This window comes from Novosphingobium sp. BL-A-28-Hi1-0D, from assembly GCF_055521755.1.
Window position 1 is genome coordinate 296,083 of the sequence record NZ_JBVFVV010000002.1, and the last position, 17,827, is coordinate 313,909.

Genomic DNA, 17,827 nt, shown 5'->3' on the forward strand with positions numbered 1-17,827 from the left:
TACCGGCAGAGGCACCTGTAACAAGTCGCAGTTGGTTCCCGGACCGCAGCAGTGGATGAAAGAGGAGAACTATCGCCACTCAGCGGGCGAGGTTACCCTTGAGGGAGGATACTCATGAGACGCACTGCCGCACGGCGCCTGATCGCCGCTGCCCTGACCACCACTGCAATCGGTTTCTCGCTTCCGGCGTTCGCTGCCGACGAGCCGCAGGCCGCACAGGCCGACCAGTCTGCCGCCGACCAGTCTGCCGAAGCAACCGAGAACGGTGATACCGGTGCGATCATCGTGACCGCCCGTCGCCGTTCGGAAACGCTGCAGAGCACGCCTGTCGCCATCACCGCCGTGAACACCGCCATGCTCGAGAGCAAGGCTGCCGTGAACATCGGCGACCTGCAGGGCGCCGCTCCCGGCCTGCTGATCACGCAGCAGAACTCGGGCGCGCAGGCTGCCAACATCTCGATCCGCGGCCTGACCTACGCCGACATCGAAAAGTCGCAGACCCCGACCGTCGGCGTGCTTGTCGATGGCGTGATGATCGGCACCAACACCGGCCAGCTGCAGGATGCGTTCGACATCGCCCAGCTTGAAGTACTGCGCGGCCCGCAGGGCACGCTGTTCGGCGCCAACACCATCGGCGGCGTGATCAGCATCCAGCGTTCGAAGCCGACGATGAAGCCGGGCCTCAAGGCCGAAGTGACCTATGGCCGCTTTGCCACCTTCAACACCAAGATCATTGCGAACTACGGCAACGATGAAAGCTGGGGCGTCAAGGCGTGGTACTTCCACAACGAGACCGACGGCTTCTACAAGAACGTCGTGCGCAATGTCAGCGCTGGCTGGAGCAACGGTGAAAACTACGGTGCGAGCCTTCTGTTCAAGCCGACCGGTTCGGGCTTTGACGCCCAGCTGACCGTGGCGCAGGTCGAACAGGTCTTCGACCCGGTCGTCAGCAACATCACCAACAGCAGCGAAGTGTTCTGCGCGTTCATTCCCTCGCGCGAATGCAACCGCAACACCACGACCGATCTCTATACGACGTTCGGCGATGCAGCTTCGAGCAACTACAAGGCGCCCGAAGCCACGCTGGAAATGAACTACGATGCAGGCGGCGTGAAGCTGACCTCGATCACCGGCTGGCGCAAGAGCACCGAAGCCCAGACCCAGGACTTCGACGGCTCCTCGACCGACCTGTACTATGTCGACCGTCGCCAGCACTACGAACAGTGGAGCCAGGAACTGCGCGCCGCAGGCAACCTGTTCGATGGCTTCGACTACGTCGTCGGCGGCTTCTACTTCAAGTCCGATTACGACCTGACGCAGTGGTCGCGCGTGTTCGGCTTCAGCCCTGCCACGCCGCCGACGCTGTTTGACCGCAACGCCCAGCGCGTCGAAGGCAAGACCGAGAGCTATGCGGTGTTCGGCGACTTCAACTGGGCCTTTGCCGAGAACTTCCGCCTCTCGTTCGGCGGTCGTTACAGCCACGACAAGAAGGAGCTGAGCAACGGCTTTGCGGCCAACGTCCTGCTCGATCCCGACAACATCGACCTGACCAAGATCGCTCTGGTCGGCAAGGGCAAGGCGAGCTTCAACAAGTTCACCCCGAAGGTTGGCATCGACTGGCGTCCGAACCAGGACGTGATGGTCTATGCCTCGTGGTCGCGCGGCTATCGCTCGGGTGGCTTCAGCCCCCGCGCAGCAACCGCTGCCACTGCCAGCACGCCGTTCCAGCCTGAAACCGTCGATGCCTATGAAATCGGCGTCAAGCTGGCCGCGTTCGACCGCAAGCTGGAACTGAACGTTGCCGGCTTCGTGTCCGACTACAAGGACATGCAGCAGAACCTGACCGTTCCGGGCGGTCCGACCGGCAACCAGACGATCACCGGCAACGTTCCGGGCGGCGCGCTGATCAAGGGCATCGAAGCCGACGGCACTCTGCGCGTGACCGAGAACCTCAAGTTCAACGGTTCGATCGCGATCATGGACTCGCACTTCCGCAACTTCGTGACGTGCGGTGCCTATGCTGGCGGGCCGGTGGCAACCAATGCCTGCGGTGCAGGTCTGGTTCCGTTCAACTATTCGGCCAACCGCCTGATCTACGCGCCTGACTTCACCGCTTCGCTCAGCGCGGAATACACGCATCCGACCAGCTTCGGCGACATCTCAACGAACGTTGGCTGGCGTCATATCTCGCCGTACGACGAGCAGCTTTCGGCCCAGTCGCTGACGGTTGCGACGAATGGTGCGGGCGCTGCCACCGGGGTTACGGTCAACGGCAACGATGCCCGCGTGCGCACCACCACGCAGGACCTCGTCGATGCGTCGATGACCTTCAACTTCGACCTCAAGGGCACCAAGGCCTACCTGCGCGTCTTCGGTCGCAACCTGCTCAATGAGAAGACCACGACCCACGCGTTCACCGTGGCTGGTCTCTGGTCGTTCGGCATGGCGCTCGAACCGCGCACCTACGGCGTGACCGCAGGCTTCAAGTTCTGAAGCCAGCGCTGATAACCTGATCCACCTTGCCGGGGGGGCGGGGGAGGGTCGCTTAGGCGACGTTCCTTTCCGCCCCTCCGGTTTTTTATGGGAGAATGACAAGATGGGCCGTCTTTCCGGCAAGATCGCACTCGTGACCGGTGGCGCTTCGGTGCCGGGGCTTGGCAGTGCAACTGCGCAGCGTTTCGCCGAGGAAGGCGCCAAGGTCTGGCTTACGGACCGTGACCTTGCCGGAGCCGAGAAGGTGGCCGCGGGCATCCGCGCTGCTGGCGGTCAGGCCAAGGCCGTGCTGCATGACGTGACCGACGAGGCGCAGTGGGACGAGGTCTTTGCCGCGATCGAGGCCGAGGATGGCAAGCTTGACGTTTGCGTGAACAATGCGGGCATCGCGGTGCTGCGCCCGATCGAGGACATGACCACGGCCGACTGGAACCTGCAGAACTCGGTCAATCTCGACAGCGTGTTCCAGGGTACCAAGCGCGCGGTTGCGTTGATGCGCAAGGCCGGGATCAAGGGTTCGATCATCAACATTTCGTCGGTGGCAGGCCTGATCGGCGTGCCCGCTTGCGGGGCCTATGCGGCAGCCAAGGGCGGCGTGCGGCTGTTTTCGAAGACCATCGCGGTCGAGACGGCCAAGGACGGCATCCGTGTGAACTCGGTCCACCCCGGCATGATCCTGACCAACATCCAGGGCGTCGCGCAGGAAGACAACGCGGCGAATTATGATGCCACGCTGGCGCTGGTACCGATGGGCTATATGGGCGCGCCGCTCGATATCGCCAACATGAACCTGTTCCTGGCCTCAGACGAGAGCCGCTATGTTACGGGGACGGAACTTGTCGTCGATGGGGGGATGACGGCGCTTTGAGCGCTCGCCTGACTGTTGCGCCCTCGCGCCTGAAGAAATTCTGGGGGCGGGGGCCTCGGTGTTGTTACAGAACCCTTCAGTAAACCGGCTGAAGCCCCCGCCTGCGCGGGGGCGCGGCTTCAGGGCGCAGCCACCCACCGGATCGCGTTCTCTACCAGACGCCGATAGTGTGGACTGTCGTAAGCCGAGGGGCCATCGCCGGGCTGGAGATAGACAAGGCGGCTGTTCAGCGCCTGCTTCGTCCACCCTACCAGGTTCGATCCCGGGGGATGTTGCCAGCCTTCGCGGCTGTACATTTCACCTTTAACCGCAAGTTCGGCCGACCAGAAGTGATCGCGGTCGAAGCTTGCGGATGAGCGCAGCAGCGGGGTTGCACCCTCTTCGATCACTTGTCCGAGATAGATCTCGTCGGTCAGGGTAAAGCGTTCGGGCAGGCCTTGCGTCACCGGGTGATCGCCGCAGACTTCAATCTCGTGCGTCACGTCATGGCAATAGCCGCTGTCGGGCACCGACGCGCCTTGCCATTGGCCGGGGTGGTAGAAGAACTGCCCGCCCAGCCATTGATGATACTCGGTCCACGTCGGCCATCCGGCCAGCGCGTGGTGCAGGGCGACGATGCCCTTGCCCTCTTCGAGCAGCGCCCGGAAGCCTGCCTTCAACTCCGCATCGGGCTCGCGGTAGAGCGGGGCATTCTCGGGCGCTTCGAAATCGAGGCCGGGCATGTCGTAAAGCACCAGCGCATCGAAACCGCGCATGGCCTTGGGGTTCATAAGCAGGGCGGCGGCAGGCTGATCGACCATCGTGGCCGAGATGCCGTCCATGGCCTGAAACATTGCATCGAACGCGGTACGGTCAAACGGGTGTCCGCGCACGGCGACGAGGCACTGGAGCGGGGCGCGGTGGTTGATTATCGGCATCAGGCGACTTTCACGATGACTTTGCCGATGGCCTTGCCCGACAGCATCCGGTCATAGGCGACCAGCGTGTTCTCCAGCCCTTGCGTCTCGTCGAGGTTCACCGTCAGCGTTCCGGCATCGACCCACTGGCGCAAGGTCGGCAGGAATTCGGCGCCGCGATGGAGGAAGTCGGGGATGAAGAAGCCTTCGATCCGCAGCCGCCGCATCAGCACCTGATCGAAGCGCGCGGGGCCAGGAAGGGGCGCATCGTTGTCGTATGCCGCGACCATGCCGCAGACCGCGACGCGGCCATAGTGCGCCATGTTGGGCAGGACCGCATCGAGCAGCGGGCCGCCGACATTGTCGAAATAGGCGTGGACGCCGCTTTCGACAGCGGCGAGTCGGGCTGCGACGTCATCGTTCTTGTAGTCGATGGCGATATCTACCCCGAGTTGTTCGGTGAGGTAGCGGCACTTCTCCGGACCGCCCGCTATGCCGATGACTTTCGCGCCGAGGTTGCGGCCGACCTGACAGGCCATCGAGCCAGTTGCGCCCGCTGCGGCGGAGACGACCAGCCATTCGCCGGGCTTGATCGCGGCGACTTCCTTGACGCCGACATAGGCGGTCCAGGCGTTCATGCCCAGCGCCCCGAAGTGGTGGCGGATGTCGCCCAGCGTCTCGTCGACGATCTCGAGGCCGGAGAGTGACGGGAGGACGGTTGCGTAATCTGCCCACTGGCCGAAGCCGCGCACAAGCGAGCCGACCGGGAAGGCGGCATCGCGGCTCTCGCTGACATGGCCAAGCACAAGGCCTGCCATTTTGGAACCCAGCGGCAGCGGGGGCTGATAGCCATCGGTGCGCGGGCTCATCCACATGCGGGTGCCGGCGTCCATCGAGAGCCAGCCCACCTTGATGCGCACCTCGCCCTCGCCAAGGTCCCCGAGCGTCTCGGTCTGCAGGCTCAGCGCGCTGTCGAAATCGGAGCCTTCGGGGTGGCGGTCCAGTCGCCAGAAGCGGTTTTCAGTCACGGCATTTCCTCTCAGGCCAAGGACGTGCCGACGCTACGGCATCCGGGCACCTAGCCAAAGGATGAGGCTAACGCATTGGCGAGGCAGAGAACTGGCCAATCCGAGATTATACGCGCGACTTGGCATAATCAAAATGGGAGGATGTGGCATGCACACCTTTAAAAGAATTCTTCTGGCGACCTGCGCATTCGGCGCGGCCGTCCCGGCATTCGCGCAGGACGCAGCGCAGGCAGGCGCGCAGGACGCCGCCAGCTCCGGCGGCCTTGAGGAAATCATCGTCACTGCGCGCAAGCGCGAGGAATCGGTACAGACCGTACCGGTTGCCGTGACCGCGATTTCGGAAAAGACCATCCAGCAGCGCGACATCACCTCGATCGAGAAGATCGCCGCCGCCACGCCCAACCTCAGCGTCGGCCGTGCCTCGAACGGTTCGGGCGCGCAGCTGACCATGCGCGGCATCGGTTCGTCCTCGACCTCGATCGGCATCGAACAGTCGGTCGCCGTGGTCGTTGACGGTGCCTATTACGGGCAGGGCCGCATCATTCAGGAAGGCTTCTTCGATCTCAAGCGCGTGGAAGTGCTGAAGGGGCCGCAGGCGCTGTTCTTCGGCAAGAACGCCACTGCGGGCGTGATCAGCCTTGCCACCAACGATCCCGGCAACGACCGCGAATTCATCGCCCGCGCAGGCTATGAGTTCCGCTCGCGCCAGTATCAGGGCGAACTGATCGCCTCGATCCCACTGAGCGACACGCTTGGCGTGCGCTTTGCCGCGCGCGGTTCGATCATGGATGGCGGGTATTACCGCAACGTCTCGGTGGATCGGACCTACACCACGGTGGACATCCGCAACCTGCTCACCGGCGGTAGCGGCAACCCGCTCGTTTCGGTGGCCAAGCCCGCGGCATCGCGCGCACCCGGCGAGGACGAGTTCCTCGGCCGTGTCACGCTGAAGTACACGCCGACCGACCGTCTGACCATGACGCTCAAGGGTTCGTACAACTACAACCAGGTCAACAACTCCTCCTGGAACTACGTGGCCTACAACTGTGGCCTTGCCACCGGCGTCAGCCAGCTGACCGGCTATCGCTGCGGCACGGATTTCGTGACGCATCAGAACAACATGCCCGCCGACATCGCGGCGAACTTCCCCTTCGCCAAGGACAACGGCGAGTTGTACAATCGCTATCGCTCTTGGGCGATCAACGGCGCGGTCACCTATGACCTGGGTGACGTGACCATCAGCTCGGTCACCAACTACAACACCAACAACAACCGCTGGGCCTGCGCCTGCGACTTCCAGACGAGCAACACCGGCACCTGGGCGACCGAGAACAGCACGTGGAAGGCCTTCAGCCAGGAACTGCGCGCGCAGACCGCATTCGACGGTCCGATCAACCTGATGGTCGGCGGCCTTTACCAGAAGACCAAGCGCGACTTCGAACAGTACGTGATGTTCGCGGGGCTGCGTGACGATACTGCATCGGCCGCCAACCGCTTCGTCGCCTCGTCGAAGACCAGCTTCACTGATGGCGAGACCGCAGCCCTGTTCGGCCAGGTCACGTGGAAGTTGGTCGATACACTCGAACTGGCGGGCGGCGTGCGCTACACGCATGAAACCAAGGACAGCTTCTTTACCCAGCCCTACAACAACCTTGGCGTTCAGGGCATCTTCCGTGACCAGAACGATGCTGATGGCCTCGGCGTGGTCCGTGCCAACCAGGTGTTCGACGACTGGTCGCCGGAAGTGACGCTGACGTGGAAGCCGCAGCAGGGCATTCTTGTCTACGGCGCCTACAAGACGGCCTACAAGTCGGGCGGCTTCTCCAACGGCGGCATCAATTCCAAGTTCTCGTCCGATCCGCTGGCCGACCTGACCTTCAATCCCGAAAAGGCGCGTGGCTTCGAAGCCGGGATCAAGACGACGCTGGCCGACAACCAGCTGCGCCTGAACCTGACCGCGTTCACCTATGCCTACAACGATCTGCAGGTCGACTTCTTCAACTCGCCGATCTTCGCCTTCCAGACGCTGACGGCGGATGCGCGGACCAAGGGCGTCGAGCTCGAGTTTGAATATGCGCCGCGCAGCATCGAAGGTCTGAACCTCCACGGCTCGATCAACTACACGAAGGCGCGCTACACCGACTTCCCGTCGGCACCTTGCTATGCCGGCCAGACCCCGGCACAGGGCTGCACCCTCATCGGCGGCATCTCCGCGCGCCAGAACCTGAACGGGGCACCGCTTTCGGTTGCGCCGGAATGGACCGGTGCGTTCGGCGTCGGCTACGAGACGGCGGCGGGCGAAGGCCTGAAGCTCGGCTTCAACGTCGATACGCGCTACTCGTCGAGCTACCTCGCTTCGGGCTTCGGCAATCCGTTCTCGCGCCAGGGCAAGTACGCCACGCTCGATGCGGGCATCCGTTTCGGAGCCGAGGACGACAACTGGCAGATCGCGGTGATCGGCAAGAACCTGACCAACCGCTTCTTCGTGAGCGGCGTGGTCGACGGTCCGTCGACCGGCGGCGGCACCGGCACGGCCGCAGGCGTGCGCGCAGACCAGCTCGGCTTCGGCAACCTGCCGCGCACCGTGCAGGTTTCGGTGATCAAGCGCTTCTGATCACTTTGGATAATGGAAAGGGGCCTCGTCCGGATGCGGACGGGGCCCTCTTCTTTGGCGGCTATAGAAAAGGCGCGGAGAGCATTGCTCCCCGCGCCTTTGCCGTTGTTTCGATCGGCAGCTTTTCAGCAGCCCTTGGGCGCGTGCTGGCGGTGGATGTTGCGGAAGGAGCGGGTCTTGAACAGCCACTGGCCGTCGATCTTGACGCAGGTGTCCTCGTAGACGCCGCGGTCGCGCATCGTGGTGCCGTTCTGGTCATAGACCTCGCTGGTGTAGCTGCGCATCGTGGCGGTATCGCCGGTCACTTCGATCGAGCCGGGCCAGGCTTCGAACATGATGCCGGGGTAGTTCTTCATCGCCTCGATCCACATCGCCTTGATCGCCGCGCGGCCGCGGGTGGTGCCGAGTTCGGGATAGTCGGGCAGCGACCATTCGGCGTCCTCGGCCCAGGTCGCGGCCCAGTCGTCGGCATCGACGCGGGTGACGGCGTCGGCATAAGTCTCGAGTAGCTCGCGGATGGCGAGACGGTCTTCGGCGGGGCCGGTGAAGGGCATTGTCTTATCTCTCCCGATGGTACGTTGCGGGAGAGAGGCTAACGCAGCGCGGAGACGAGTGAACCTGCGCTTTGAGCGAGTTTGGCCGGCAAGTTTGGGCAGCGAGTTCAGAGGACGACCGGCGTCTCGTCCATGCCTGGTGCTTCGTCAGGAATGCACACTTCGATCTGGCCACCCTCGACACGCACCGGGAAAGTGCGCAGGTCCTTGTAGGCGCCGCCGATGCAGCGGCCCGAGTTCATCTCGAAACGCGCACCATGAAGCGGGCACATCACCGCGCCGCGCCGGATGCGGCCGGTGGAGATCAGCGCGGCCTGATGGGTGCAGCGGTCGTTGACGGCGAACAGGCCTTCGTCGGTCTTTGCCACCAGCACGTGCCAGCCGCCGATCTTCGTGGCGATCTTGCCTTCTGCGGGGAACTCGCTCTCGGAGATCAGGGTATGCCAGGAGTCGGTCAACGTTGGGTCCTCAAGTCATGCGGATGGTGTGGATCGGGTCAGATCCGAGATAATCCTTCGCCGCCTGCGCGACCATCGCATAGAAATCAACCAGCGTTTTTGTGGGGGCGTAGAGTTCGGTGAACAAGCCCATCGTGGCGGTGGTATCGGCAAAGGCGAAGACGAAGCCGTCGTTCATTTCGGCACGCAAGGCACAGGGCGCACCGCGTGCGGCAAACTTCGCGAGTTCGGCGTCCACGTCATCGACGAAGATCGCCACGTGGTGCATGCCCCAGCGGCCGGAGCCTTCAGGGTAAAGGTCGCGGAAGGGCGAGGGGCCGGGATTGTTCTGGGCGACGAACTCCACCATCACCTCGCCCCATTGGCCGTAGGCGGAAGTATGATCCAGTTCGCGCTCGACGCCGCGATGGACGGCGCGGGCGAGCGGGATGTTGTCTGCAACGAAGAACGGCCCCGATCCGAAGGCTTCATGGTGGGCGCGCGCAGCCGCGCGAACGTCCTCGACGAAGAAGGCGACCTGACGGATCGGCAGCCCGCCGGTCATATCGAAGCGCCGCCATCGACGCGGAATTCGGCACCGGTGGCAAAGGCGCTGGCATCGCTGGCAAGGAACACGGCCATGGCGGCGATTTCTTCGGGCTTGCCCAGGCGCTTGACCGGGTGGACGTCGACGAAGCTCTGATAGAGCGCTTCCGGGTTGTCGCTCTGCGCCAGAACCTTGTCGATGATCGGGGTGTGGATTGCGCCGGGGTGGATCGAGTTGCAGCGGATGCCATAGCCCTTTTCGGCAAAGTGCAGCGCGCAGGACTTGGTCATCAGCGTCACCGCCGCCTTGGCCGCGTTGTAGGCAACGAGGTTGGACGAGGCCTTCACGCCCGACAGCGAAGACATGTTGATGATCGAGCCACCGTGGGCCTTCATCTTCGGCAGCACTGCCTGCGTGCCCATGAACACGCCGAGCACGTCGATATCGAGTTCGTGGCGGAACTGGTCGAGGGTGATCTCCTCGATCGAGCCGAGCGTGGTGATGCCAGCATTGTTGACCAGCACGTCGATCCGCTCGAACGGCGCGACGGCTTGCGCCCACGATGCCTCCTGCGTGACGTCGAGAGCCACGAACCGCGCTCCGATCTCGGCGGCCAGTGCTTCACCGGCCGCCGCGTCGATGTCGGCGACGATGACTGCGGCGCCTTCGGCCACGTAGGCGCGCGCAATCGCTTCGCCCAGACCCGATGCGCCGCCGGTGACGAAAGCGGTCTTTCCTGCAAGTGCGCCCATCATATCAGCACCCCCATTAAATAAGAACCAGCGTCTTGCCGGTGGTCTTGCCGCTCATCAGGTCGATGAACGCCTCAGGCAGCTTTCCGAGTCCTTCGCGCACGTTTTCCAGCGGCTTCAGTTTACCCTCGGCGAAGAGGCGGTCGAGCATGGCCTGAGCTTCGCCGAGAACCTCGGGATGATCGTAGGTGATGAAGCCGCGCATGGTCAGGCGGTTGACGACCAGTTGCCACAGGTTGCGGTTGCCGTGGGGATTGTCGGCATCGTTGTACTGCGCGATCATGCCGCAGACCGCGACGCGGCCATGCAGGCGCATCAGCGGCAGGATGGCATCGAGCGTCTCGGCACCCACGTTGTCGAAATAGACGTCGACGCCATCGGGTGCAGCTTCATGGATCGCCGCTGCGAGATCCGGCACGGCGCGGTAGTCTATCGCTACGTCAGCGCCCAGATCGCGAACGATCTGGGCCTTGGCCGGCCCACCGGCAAGGCCGATCACGCGGCAGCACACAGCTTTTGCCAGCTGCACGACGGTGCTGCCGGTAGCGCCTGCCGCCGCGCTCACCACGACGGTCTCGCCTGCCTTGGCCTTGCCGATCTCGAACAGGCCAACCCAGGCGGTCAGGCCGACCGGGCCGAGCGCGCCCATGTAGTGCTGCAACGGCACGCCGGGTGCGGCTTCGACTTTCTCGATGCCCAGCGCATCGCCCTTGACCACATAGTACTCCGACCACACTGCAAAAGTGCGCAGCAGCGTGCCGACGGGGAAGGCGGGGTCGTTCGATTCGACGACTTCGCCAAGCGACATGCCGTTGATCGGCGCGCCGAGGGCTACCGGCGGGAGATAGCTCGGCCGGTCATCAAGGAAGCCCCGGATGGCCGGGTCGCACGAGCAGACCCGCATCTTCACGAGGATCTCGCCGGGCCCGGGGACAGGGCGCGGCGCCTCGATCAGGGCGAAGTCGTCGGGGACGGGGATGCCGACGGGGCGGCGGGCCAGTGTGATCTGGCGCGTGATCTGGTTATCTCTCTCCATGTACCATCCTTAGCGCGGGCAACCGCAAGGCATCGCTAGCCATATCGCTAGGTTTCGGCTTGTGCCTGTATGAACGATCCTTGGGCAAACGTGAGAGGACAAATCCAATGACCATGACTGCACAAGAGATGATCCAGTTTGTCGATGACCTCTACGAGGCAACCGGCACGGGCAACTGGGAAAAGGCCGCCTCGATGCTCACCGACGATTTCATCGTGAGCGAAGCGCCGGGCCTGCCGATGGAAGGCATCTATCGCGGGAAGAACGCGCTGCAGGAGCTGTACGTCAAGGTCATGGGTCTGGTCGACGTTGTCGGTCTGAACCGGGTCGAGACAACGGCAGGCAAGGATCATGCCGTCACGATCCTGTCGTTCCAGTTCGCCGATCCCTCGCTGCCGCCCGCCGAGCTGTGCGAGCTGTTCCGATTCCGCGATGGCAAGTGCTGCGAGATCAAGCCGTTCTACTTCGACCACGCCGTGTTCCGCGCGGCCGCCGAGGCCAAGGTTCGCGCTACCGCCTGACGTTGCAGGATCGGCTGGCCAGTGTGTCAGCCGATCCGCCGCAGCAATTCGTGCAGGGCTGCATAGCCTTCAGGCCCAATCTTGGCGGCAATCGCGTCTTCGCCGGCCTGTGATGCCGCGCGAAGCAGATCCATGGCTTCGATCCCTGCGGGCGAAAGGGATATGCCGATCATTTTCCCCTTGCCCTGCTCGCGCTCGATCCAGCCACGTTCGGTCAGGCGGCCGATGATCGGCACCATGTTCGACCGCTGGATCTTGAGCATTCGCCCGATCGAGCTTTGCGTGATCCCCGGATTGGCGTCGATCACCATCATCACTGCCGCGTCGGGATGGCGAACGCCAAGATCGCCGTAGGCTTCATTGACCACGCGCAAGCCCATGTTGGCGGTGCGCACGAGATGAAAGCCGACAAAGTCTTCAAGAGGGTTCCGCATCACGCCCTTCTAACAGCAGCGTTGCAAACATGCATCACTGCCCGGCTGAAGATATTCTACCAAATTATGCTATTGACCATAACACAAGGTGATGCATACACTCGCAACTGCAAGGGCCGCAATAGATGGCCGCTCTCCGCGAAGGCGGAGCGTGCCGTCAGGTGAAACAGGTTCAGCAGAGCTGGGCCCTGGCGTTGGGAGGACAGGATGATGAAACTGCTTACTGCGGGCGCAAGCCTGCTTGCCCTCACGATTTCCGGCACGGCGATGGCACAGGATGCCGCGCAGCCACAGACGCCGACGACAGACGAGATCGTCGTGACCGCGCAGTTCCGCGCGCAGAACCTTCAGGACACCCCGCTCGCCATCACCGCCGTCAGCGGCGAACTGCTGGCTTCGCGCGGCCAGACCAACGTCTCGGAAATCGCCGCACAGGCGCCGAACGTCACGCTCAAGCCGCAGGGCCAGGAACTTGGGCCAGGCATCATCGCGTTCATTCGCGGCGTGGGCCAGACCGACCCGAACTTCGCGCTGGAACCGGGCGTCGGCATGTACATCGACGACGTCTATCTGCCGACGCTGACCGGCTCGCTGCTCGACCTGACCGACCTCGATCGCGTCGAAGTTCTGCGTGGGCCCCAGGGCACCCTGGCCGGGCGCAACTCGCTGGGCGGCTCGATCAAGCTCTATTCCAAGAAGCCGACCGGATCGAACACCGGTTCGATCGAGGCGACCTATGGCCGCTACAACCGACTCGACCTTCGCGGCCTGTTCGATCTGAAGCTCTCGGACAACCTGTTCGTGCGCGTGGCCGGCGTCACAAAGAACATCGACGGTTACGTCAAGCGGCTGGACTACAACCTGACGCACCCCGGCACCAACGTGCCGACCTTTGCCAAGGGCGCGGACCCTGTGCTCGGCAAGCTTGGCGGCCAGTCCTATGCGGCAGGCAAGGTCTCGCTGCGCTGGCAGCCGACCGAGACGGTCGATATCAACCTGTCGGGCGACTATACGCGTGAGCGCAACGAGCCGGGTGCGAACGTCCTGCTCTATGCCAACACGTCGGCGGTCTTCGATGGCCCCAACGCCACGTTCACCGGCGGGCGTCCGTTCCTGCAGGGCACCAATGGCGCCGGCATTCCGCTGAACTGCGCCTTCGTGCCCAACGGCGTGAACAGCTGCGACACGATCTCAGGATATGATCGCCGCTACATCTCCTATGCCACTTATGCCGATCCGGCCCGGCCCGACAGCCAGATGCCGTACAAGCCGACGTTCACCGATCCGCATTCGGATCTCGACAACTACGGCGCCGCCCTGACCATCGACGTGGACGTGTCCGACCAGCTCAAGCTCAAGTCGATCACCTCGTGGCGCAAGTACACCGCCGACTGGTCGTATGACTCGGACGGCTCGCCGATTGCCAACAACAACCTCAACCAGACCCAGAAGAACCGCCAGTGGAGCCAGGAGCTGCGCCTGTCGGGCAAGGTGCTGGATGACAAGCTCGATTTCACCGTTGGCGGCTTCTACTTCGATACGCGCGGTACCTTCACCGGGCGCATCAACCTGAACTACGCTGGGATCGATTTCCGCCACGGTCCTGATCCGACGCCTGCGAAGAACAAGGCGCTCTTCGCCAACTTCACCTATGCGCTGACCGATGCGGCCAACATCACCGGCGGCATCCGCCAGTCGTGGGACGAGAAGGACTACGGCTACGTCCGCAAGAATCCGGATGGCACCAACATCCAGGGTCCGTGCAACTTCTTCCTCGGCGCACCGACCGCAGGTCCGACCGGTATCGGCAACCAGCCCAACTGCCTGCTCTTCGGGCTTGACGGGCTGACCGCGAAGTTCCGCGACAACCGGCTCGACTGGCGCGTGGCAGCGGACTACCGCTTCAGCCCTGACTTCATGGCCTATGCCCAGGTCTCGACCGGGTATCGTGCCGGTGGCGTCAACCCGCGTCCGTTCTTCCCGAGCCAGGCAACCGCCTTCCGGCCCGAGACGATCACCGCCTACGAAGTGGGCTTCAAGTCGGACCTGTTTGACCGCAAGCTGCGCGTCAACGTTTCGGCGTTCTTCAACGACTACAAGAATATCATCCTGTCGAGCGTCAACTGCCTCGATCTCGCCACGGCAGGTCCGGGCGGTTCGTCGCAGGCAACGCCTTGCCTGCGTCCGTCGAACGTCGGTTCGGCCCACGTGAAGGGCTTCGAAGTCGAAACGCTGATCCGCCCTGTCGAGAACTTCACCATCGATGGCTCGGTCAGCTATCTCGACTTCCAGTACCAGAATGTCGACTCGCTCTCGACCGGGGTGACGCTGAACGACGTGACGCCCTACACGCCTAAGTGGAAGGCCGCCGTGGGCGTGCAGTATGACATTCCCGATGTCCTGAAGGGCGTGGTCACGCTGCGGCTTGATGGTGCCTATCAGTCGGAAATCTTCACCGAAGCGGCCAACATCCGCAATCTGCCGGTCAGCAGCACGGTGGCGGCCAACAGCCCGGTCACGCCTTCGCCGTTCAGCAATGCCGGTGGCGGTGGTCCGATCTCGACCCTGCGCCTCACCAACCGCATCGACGGCTACTTCCTCGCCAATGCGCGGGTGGGCTGGCAGTCGGATGCGAAGGACTGGGGCGTGACGCTCGAAGTGCAGAACCTGACCAACAAGTACTACTTCCTCACCCTTCTGCAGGAAGCCTTCGGTGCTGGCACGGCTTCGGGTCAGCCCGGTCGTCCGCGCACCTGGTCGGTCTCGGTCCGCCGGACGTTCTAAGCGGGCAAACGGGCGAAGCGCACACACCCCTGAGTTTTGTCCATAACCGAACCGCCGTCTGCACCCCCGTGCAGGCGGCGGTTCTGCGTCAGTGGTCGAGTTCGATCTGCTTGATTGCGGTTCACCATGTAGCCGTCGATGGAACTGTAAACGAGGATCGGTTCCTCGTCGGCTGCGGCTCATATTTCGTCGATGAGGCAGAAGTGGCGGCAGGCGAAGGTGCATGCAGCGATCTTCGGGGATGGCCTGAACATGGGGACCGATCAGGCGTTCGGTTTTCAACTATGGCTTGCCTATGCGATCCGGAACTCCGATCAGGTCTGGCTCTATGAATTGGAGGGTATCCACCAGATGATGAGCCTTGGACTGCACTTGCGGATTATCTGGGCGCTGGAGGAGTTCTTCCGCCACATGCGCAAGCACGATGGCATGTGGGTGGCAGCGCGCCACCAGATCCCGCAAACGTTGGCGGCGGTGGATCCGGCATGACATTGCGGCTGGAAAATGACGGACAGGTCACGCGCCTGCTGATCGACCGTGCGGACAAGCGCAATGCCTTCACCATCGATATGTGGCGGCATCTGCCGGAACTGCTGGCGCAGGTTTCGGCAGATGCGGACTGCCGGGTGCTGGTTGTGAAATCGGCGCAGGGCGGGGCATTCTGTGCCGGTGCGGATATTGCCGAATTGCTGGCGAACAAGGACGATGCTGTCTGGCGGGCAGAGAACCAGAAGGCGATCAACCGCGCGCAATACGAACTCACCCGCTTCCGCCTGCCGACCGTGGCGATGATCGAAGGCGATTGCGTGGGCGGCGGCTGCGGCATTGCGCTCGCCTGCGATATGCGCGTCGCCGGGCCGAACGCGCGGCTGGGCATCACGCCTGCCAAGCTCGGCCTCGTCTATCCGCTGCATGACGTGAAGCTGCTGGTCGATCTGGTAGGGCCGGGGCAGGCGCGGCGGATGCTCTATACCGGCATGCTGCTGGGGGCCGAGGAAGCCAAGGCGGTTGGTCTCGTCGAGGAGCTGGCCGACAGCGAGGACGCGCTGGTGGCGCAATTGCTCGCCGCGTCGCCATCCTCGACGCATGCGATCAAGGGCTTCGTCCGCAACGTGCTCGACGGACAAGTGGCGGACGATGCCGAATCCTTGCGCATCTTCGCCTCGGCCTTCGAGGGGGCCGACTTCCGTGAAGGAACTACTGCCTTCGTCGAGAAACGAAAGCCGGTCTTCGGGCAATGATCGGGAAGGGCACGATTCTGGGCTGTACGAATGCCGTGCCGGTGCTGGCCCGCCCTTCGTCATGCATCTCCCGACAAGTAGCGCGGCGTAAGATTTGACCGTGCAGGACTTACTCGGCTGGCCCGAGCGGCTGGCGGGTTCAGCGTTCGAGATTACCTGACCGCCAAAGACCATCGCCAACATGGAACCGGCCTTTATTCCGATGCAGGTGTTCGGGCCGGACCTTGATGCCCGCATGGTGGATTGGATCACGCGCAGGACGCTGATCGCAGTGTCGTTGTCTGTCAGTGCGTGGGCGACGATGCGGGGCAGGCCACCGCGGACGGACTTCTCGCAGGTTCTGCTGATCCTGTCCGGACGTCCAGTGGAGAAGAGGGCCAGCGCATCGCCAATTTCGCGCAGGCGCAGCGCCACCTTGCCGGCCGCTGCGGGATCGCCCTTTGCGACTTAGACAAGTTCGGCTTCGAGGTCCGCAAGTGCGGCCTGCGACTACTGAACCCGACTCACACCACCAGCACGGTCGATCCTGTCGTCCGCCGCGCTTCCAGATCGCGGTGCGCCTGTGCTACGTCATCGAGCGCATAGGTCTGGCCGATGGTCACGTCGAGAGTGCCGTTGGCGATCAGCTCCCAAACCCGCGCGGCACCCGCAGCCCGCTCGGCCGAGTCTTCGTAGTAGTGATAGAGCATCGGCCGCGTGTTGAAGAGCGAGCCCTTCTGCGCGAGCAAGCCAAGGCTGATGCCGGTGACCGGGGCCGAGGCATTGCCATAGCTCACGATCAGCCCGCGCTTGCCGGTGGAATCAAGGCTGGCTTCCCAGGTATCCATGCCAACGCCATCGAAGGTGACGCGCACGCCCGCTCCAGCGGTCAACTCGCGCACGCGGTTCGCGACAGGATCGACGGCATAGTTGATGACATGGTCCGCCCCGGCAGCGAGCGCGGCGTCTGCCTTGGCTTCGGTCGAAACAGTGCCGATCACGGTGGCGCCCACATGCTTGAGCCACTGCACCAGCAACAGGCCCACGCCGCCTGCCGCCGCGTGCACGAGCACTGGTATCCCGGCCTGCACATGGGCGCAGCGCTCGACGAGGAATTCGACCGTGCAGGCCTTGAGAATGACGGCAGCGGCAATGTCATCGGAGATGGCGTCCGGTAGCGTGAACAGGCTGGCTGCCTTGTAGATGCGAGCCGTGGCATAGGCGCCAAGATCCGGGCCGAAACTGGCCACGCGATCGCCCACCGCAAGTTCGCTGACACCTTCGCCCACGGCCACGACACGGCCTGCCGCTTCGACGCCGAGCCCGCTGGGCAGCGCCATCGGATAGATCCCGCGGCGGTGGTAGGTGTCGATCATGTTGAGCCCGACCGCGGTGTGTTCGACCAGGACTTCACCGACAGCAGGGGCGGGAAGGTCGACCGTGGTCCATTCGATCACGTCCGGGCCTCCGGTGGCGTTGAGGCGTACGACCTTTGCTTGCATGGGATACTCCTGAAATCGCGCAATTCGCCATGACCCTAGCCGCCGCACCCCGCGCTCGCAAACCGGGCCGGTCGGGCATGAGCCGCCAGTCGCAAAGTTTGCCAAGCAGCCATGAAAGCACCTGCGCTGTCCGAACAATCT

The 17,827-nt window shown here is 63.5% G+C and carries 16 protein-coding genes; 7 read left to right on the top strand and 9 right to left on the bottom strand.

Features of this window, described 5'->3' with window-relative positions; all coding sequences use genetic code 11:
* The first annotated feature begins 114 nt into the window (after positions 1–114).
* Both ACZ1JW_RS18990 and ACZ1JW_RS18995 read left to right on the top strand, forming a co-directional pair.
* The gene (locus tag ACZ1JW_RS18990; RefSeq protein WP_465142902.1) at positions 115–2,493 is read left to right on the top strand and encodes a TonB-dependent receptor; all 2,379 of its coding nucleotides are present in this window, start codon (positions 115–117) and stop codon (positions 2,491–2,493) included.
* A 103-nt stretch (positions 2,494–2,596) separates the two neighbouring features.
* On the top strand, positions 2,597–3,361 hold the full coding sequence (locus tag ACZ1JW_RS18995; protein WP_465142903.1) for an SDR family NAD(P)-dependent oxidoreductase: 765 nt from the start codon (positions 2,597–2,599) through the stop codon (positions 3,359–3,361).
* Between the two features lie 119 nt (positions 3,362–3,480).
* Here ACZ1JW_RS18995 and ACZ1JW_RS19000 read toward each other — a convergent pair whose 3' ends face one another.
* Positions 3,481–4,278, bottom strand: a complete 798-nt coding sequence (locus ACZ1JW_RS19000) for a ThuA domain-containing protein (protein ID WP_465142904.1) — start codon at positions 4,276–4,278, stop codon at positions 3,481–3,483.
* Positions 4,278–5,285: an NADP-dependent oxidoreductase gene (locus tag ACZ1JW_RS19005; RefSeq protein WP_465142905.1), complete on the bottom strand. Its 1,008-nt coding sequence runs from the start codon at positions 5,283–5,285 to the stop codon at positions 4,278–4,280. The genes ACZ1JW_RS19000 and ACZ1JW_RS19005 overlap by 1 nt, the downstream gene beginning before the upstream one ends.
* 148 nt (positions 5,286–5,433) lie before the next feature.
* On the opposite strand from ACZ1JW_RS19005, the gene ACZ1JW_RS19010 reads away from it, so the two are divergent.
* Positions 5,434–7,899 carry a TonB-dependent receptor gene (locus ACZ1JW_RS19010; protein ID WP_465142906.1) on the top strand — a complete coding sequence of 822 codons (2,466 nt, stop codon included), beginning with the start codon at positions 5,434–5,436 and terminating at the stop codon, positions 7,897–7,899.
* Positions 7,900–8,024: 125 nt separating this feature from the next.
* Here the strand turns inward: ACZ1JW_RS19010 and ACZ1JW_RS19015 are convergent, their stop codons facing one another.
* From ACZ1JW_RS19015 to ACZ1JW_RS19035, 5 genes are all read right to left on the bottom strand, one after another.
* Positions 8,025–8,453: a nuclear transport factor 2 family protein gene (locus ACZ1JW_RS19015; protein ID WP_465142907.1), complete on the bottom strand. Its 429-nt coding sequence runs from the start codon at positions 8,451–8,453 to the stop codon at positions 8,025–8,027.
* A gap of 107 nt (positions 8,454–8,560) precedes the next feature.
* Entirely contained in the window at positions 8,561–8,911 is a 351-nt protein-coding gene (locus ACZ1JW_RS19020; protein WP_465126509.1) for a Rieske (2Fe-2S) protein, read from the bottom strand.
* Between the two features lie 10 nt (positions 8,912–8,921).
* Positions 8,922–9,455 carry a VOC family protein gene (locus ACZ1JW_RS19025; protein ID WP_465142908.1) on the bottom strand — a complete coding sequence of 178 codons (534 nt, stop codon included), beginning with the start codon at positions 9,453–9,455 and terminating at the stop codon, positions 8,922–8,924.
* Positions 9,452–10,189, bottom strand: a complete 738-nt coding sequence (locus tag ACZ1JW_RS19030) for a glucose 1-dehydrogenase (RefSeq protein ID WP_465126511.1) — start codon at positions 10,187–10,189, stop codon at positions 9,452–9,454. The genes ACZ1JW_RS19025 and ACZ1JW_RS19030 overlap by 4 nt, the downstream gene beginning before the upstream one ends.
* A gap of 16 nt (positions 10,190–10,205) precedes the next feature.
* The gene (locus ACZ1JW_RS19035) at positions 10,206–11,225 is read right to left on the bottom strand and encodes an NADP-dependent oxidoreductase (RefSeq protein WP_465142909.1); all 1,020 of its coding nucleotides are present in this window, start codon (positions 11,223–11,225) and stop codon (positions 10,206–10,208) included.
* A gap of 107 nt (positions 11,226–11,332) precedes the next feature.
* On the opposite strand from ACZ1JW_RS19035, the gene ACZ1JW_RS19040 reads away from it, so the two are divergent.
* Positions 11,333–11,746 (top strand): nuclear transport factor 2 family protein, encoded by a 414-nt coding sequence (locus tag ACZ1JW_RS19040; protein WP_465126513.1) that lies wholly within the window; start codon positions 11,333–11,335, stop codon positions 11,744–11,746.
* Between the two features lie 26 nt (positions 11,747–11,772).
* Here the strand turns inward: ACZ1JW_RS19040 and ACZ1JW_RS19045 are convergent, their stop codons facing one another.
* On the bottom strand, positions 11,773–12,180 hold the full coding sequence (locus ACZ1JW_RS19045) for a MarR family winged helix-turn-helix transcriptional regulator (protein WP_262503594.1): 408 nt from the start codon (positions 12,178–12,180) through the stop codon (positions 11,773–11,775).
* A gap of 207 nt (positions 12,181–12,387) precedes the next feature.
* Between ACZ1JW_RS19045 and ACZ1JW_RS19050 the strand changes: the two genes are divergently transcribed.
* The 3 genes from ACZ1JW_RS19050 (at position 12,388) to ACZ1JW_RS19060 (ending at position 16,205) form a co-directional block, all read left to right on the top strand.
* Positions 12,388–14,964: a TonB-dependent receptor gene (locus tag ACZ1JW_RS19050; protein ID WP_465142910.1), complete on the top strand. Its 2,577-nt coding sequence runs from the start codon at positions 12,388–12,390 to the stop codon at positions 14,962–14,964.
* 192 nt (positions 14,965–15,156) lie between these two features.
* Complete coding sequence (locus ACZ1JW_RS19055) at positions 15,157–15,453, top strand: hypothetical protein (RefSeq protein WP_465142911.1); 297 nt, start codon at positions 15,157–15,159, stop codon at positions 15,451–15,453.
* Positions 15,450–16,205 (top strand): enoyl-CoA hydratase/isomerase family protein, encoded by a 756-nt coding sequence (locus tag ACZ1JW_RS19060; RefSeq protein WP_465126517.1) that lies wholly within the window; start codon positions 15,450–15,452, stop codon positions 16,203–16,205. The genes ACZ1JW_RS19055 and ACZ1JW_RS19060 overlap by 4 nt, the downstream gene beginning before the upstream one ends.
* Before the next feature lie 503 nt (positions 16,206–16,708).
* Here the strand turns inward: ACZ1JW_RS19060 and ACZ1JW_RS19065 are convergent.
* Positions 16,709–17,686, bottom strand: coding sequence for a quinone oxidoreductase family protein (locus ACZ1JW_RS19065; RefSeq protein WP_465142912.1), 978 nt, complete (start codon positions 17,684–17,686; stop codon positions 16,709–16,711).
* Between the last annotated feature and the right edge of the window lie 141 nt (positions 17,687–17,827).

Bases quoted from the DNA above. Each gene is read 5' to 3' on its own strand.
- ACZ1JW_RS18990 (WP_465142902.1), top strand. From the start codon at position 115: ATGAGACGCACTGCCGCACGGCGCCTGATCGCCGCTGCCCTGACCACC.
- ACZ1JW_RS18995 (WP_465142903.1), top strand. From the start codon at position 2,597: ATGGGCCGTCTTTCCGGCAAGATCGCACTCGTGACCGGTGGCGCTTCG.
- ACZ1JW_RS19000 (WP_465142904.1), bottom strand. From the start codon at position 4,278: ATGCCGATAATCAACCACCGCGCCCCGCTCCAGTGCCTCGTCGCCGTG.
- ACZ1JW_RS19010 (WP_465142906.1), top strand. From the start codon at position 5,434: ATGCACACCTTTAAAAGAATTCTTCTGGCGACCTGCGCATTCGGCGCG.
- ACZ1JW_RS19015 (WP_465142907.1), bottom strand. From the start codon at position 8,453: ATGCCCTTCACCGGCCCCGCCGAAGACCGTCTCGCCATCCGCGAGCTA.
- ACZ1JW_RS19025 (WP_465142908.1), bottom strand. From the start codon at position 9,455: ATGACCGGCGGGCTGCCGATCCGTCAGGTCGCCTTCTTCGTCGAGGAC.
- ACZ1JW_RS19030 (WP_465126511.1), bottom strand. From the start codon at position 10,189: ATGGGCGCACTTGCAGGAAAGACCGCTTTCGTCACCGGCGGCGCATCG.
- ACZ1JW_RS19035 (WP_465142909.1), bottom strand. From the start codon at position 11,225: ATGGAGAGAGATAACCAGATCACGCGCCAGATCACACTGGCCCGCCGC.
- ACZ1JW_RS19040 (WP_465126513.1), top strand. From the start codon at position 11,333: ATGACCATGACTGCACAAGAGATGATCCAGTTTGTCGATGACCTCTAC.
- ACZ1JW_RS19045 (WP_262503594.1), bottom strand. From the start codon at position 12,180: ATGCGGAACCCTCTTGAAGACTTTGTCGGCTTTCATCTCGTGCGCACC.
- ACZ1JW_RS19050 (WP_465142910.1), top strand. From the start codon at position 12,388: ATGATGAAACTGCTTACTGCGGGCGCAAGCCTGCTTGCCCTCACGATT.
- ACZ1JW_RS19055 (WP_465142911.1), top strand. From the start codon at position 15,157: ATGAGGCAGAAGTGGCGGCAGGCGAAGGTGCATGCAGCGATCTTCGGG.
- ACZ1JW_RS19060 (WP_465126517.1), top strand. From the start codon at position 15,450: ATGACATTGCGGCTGGAAAATGACGGACAGGTCACGCGCCTGCTGATC.
- ACZ1JW_RS19065 (WP_465142912.1), bottom strand. From the start codon at position 17,686: ATGCAAGCAAAGGTCGTACGCCTCAACGCCACCGGAGGCCCGGACGTG.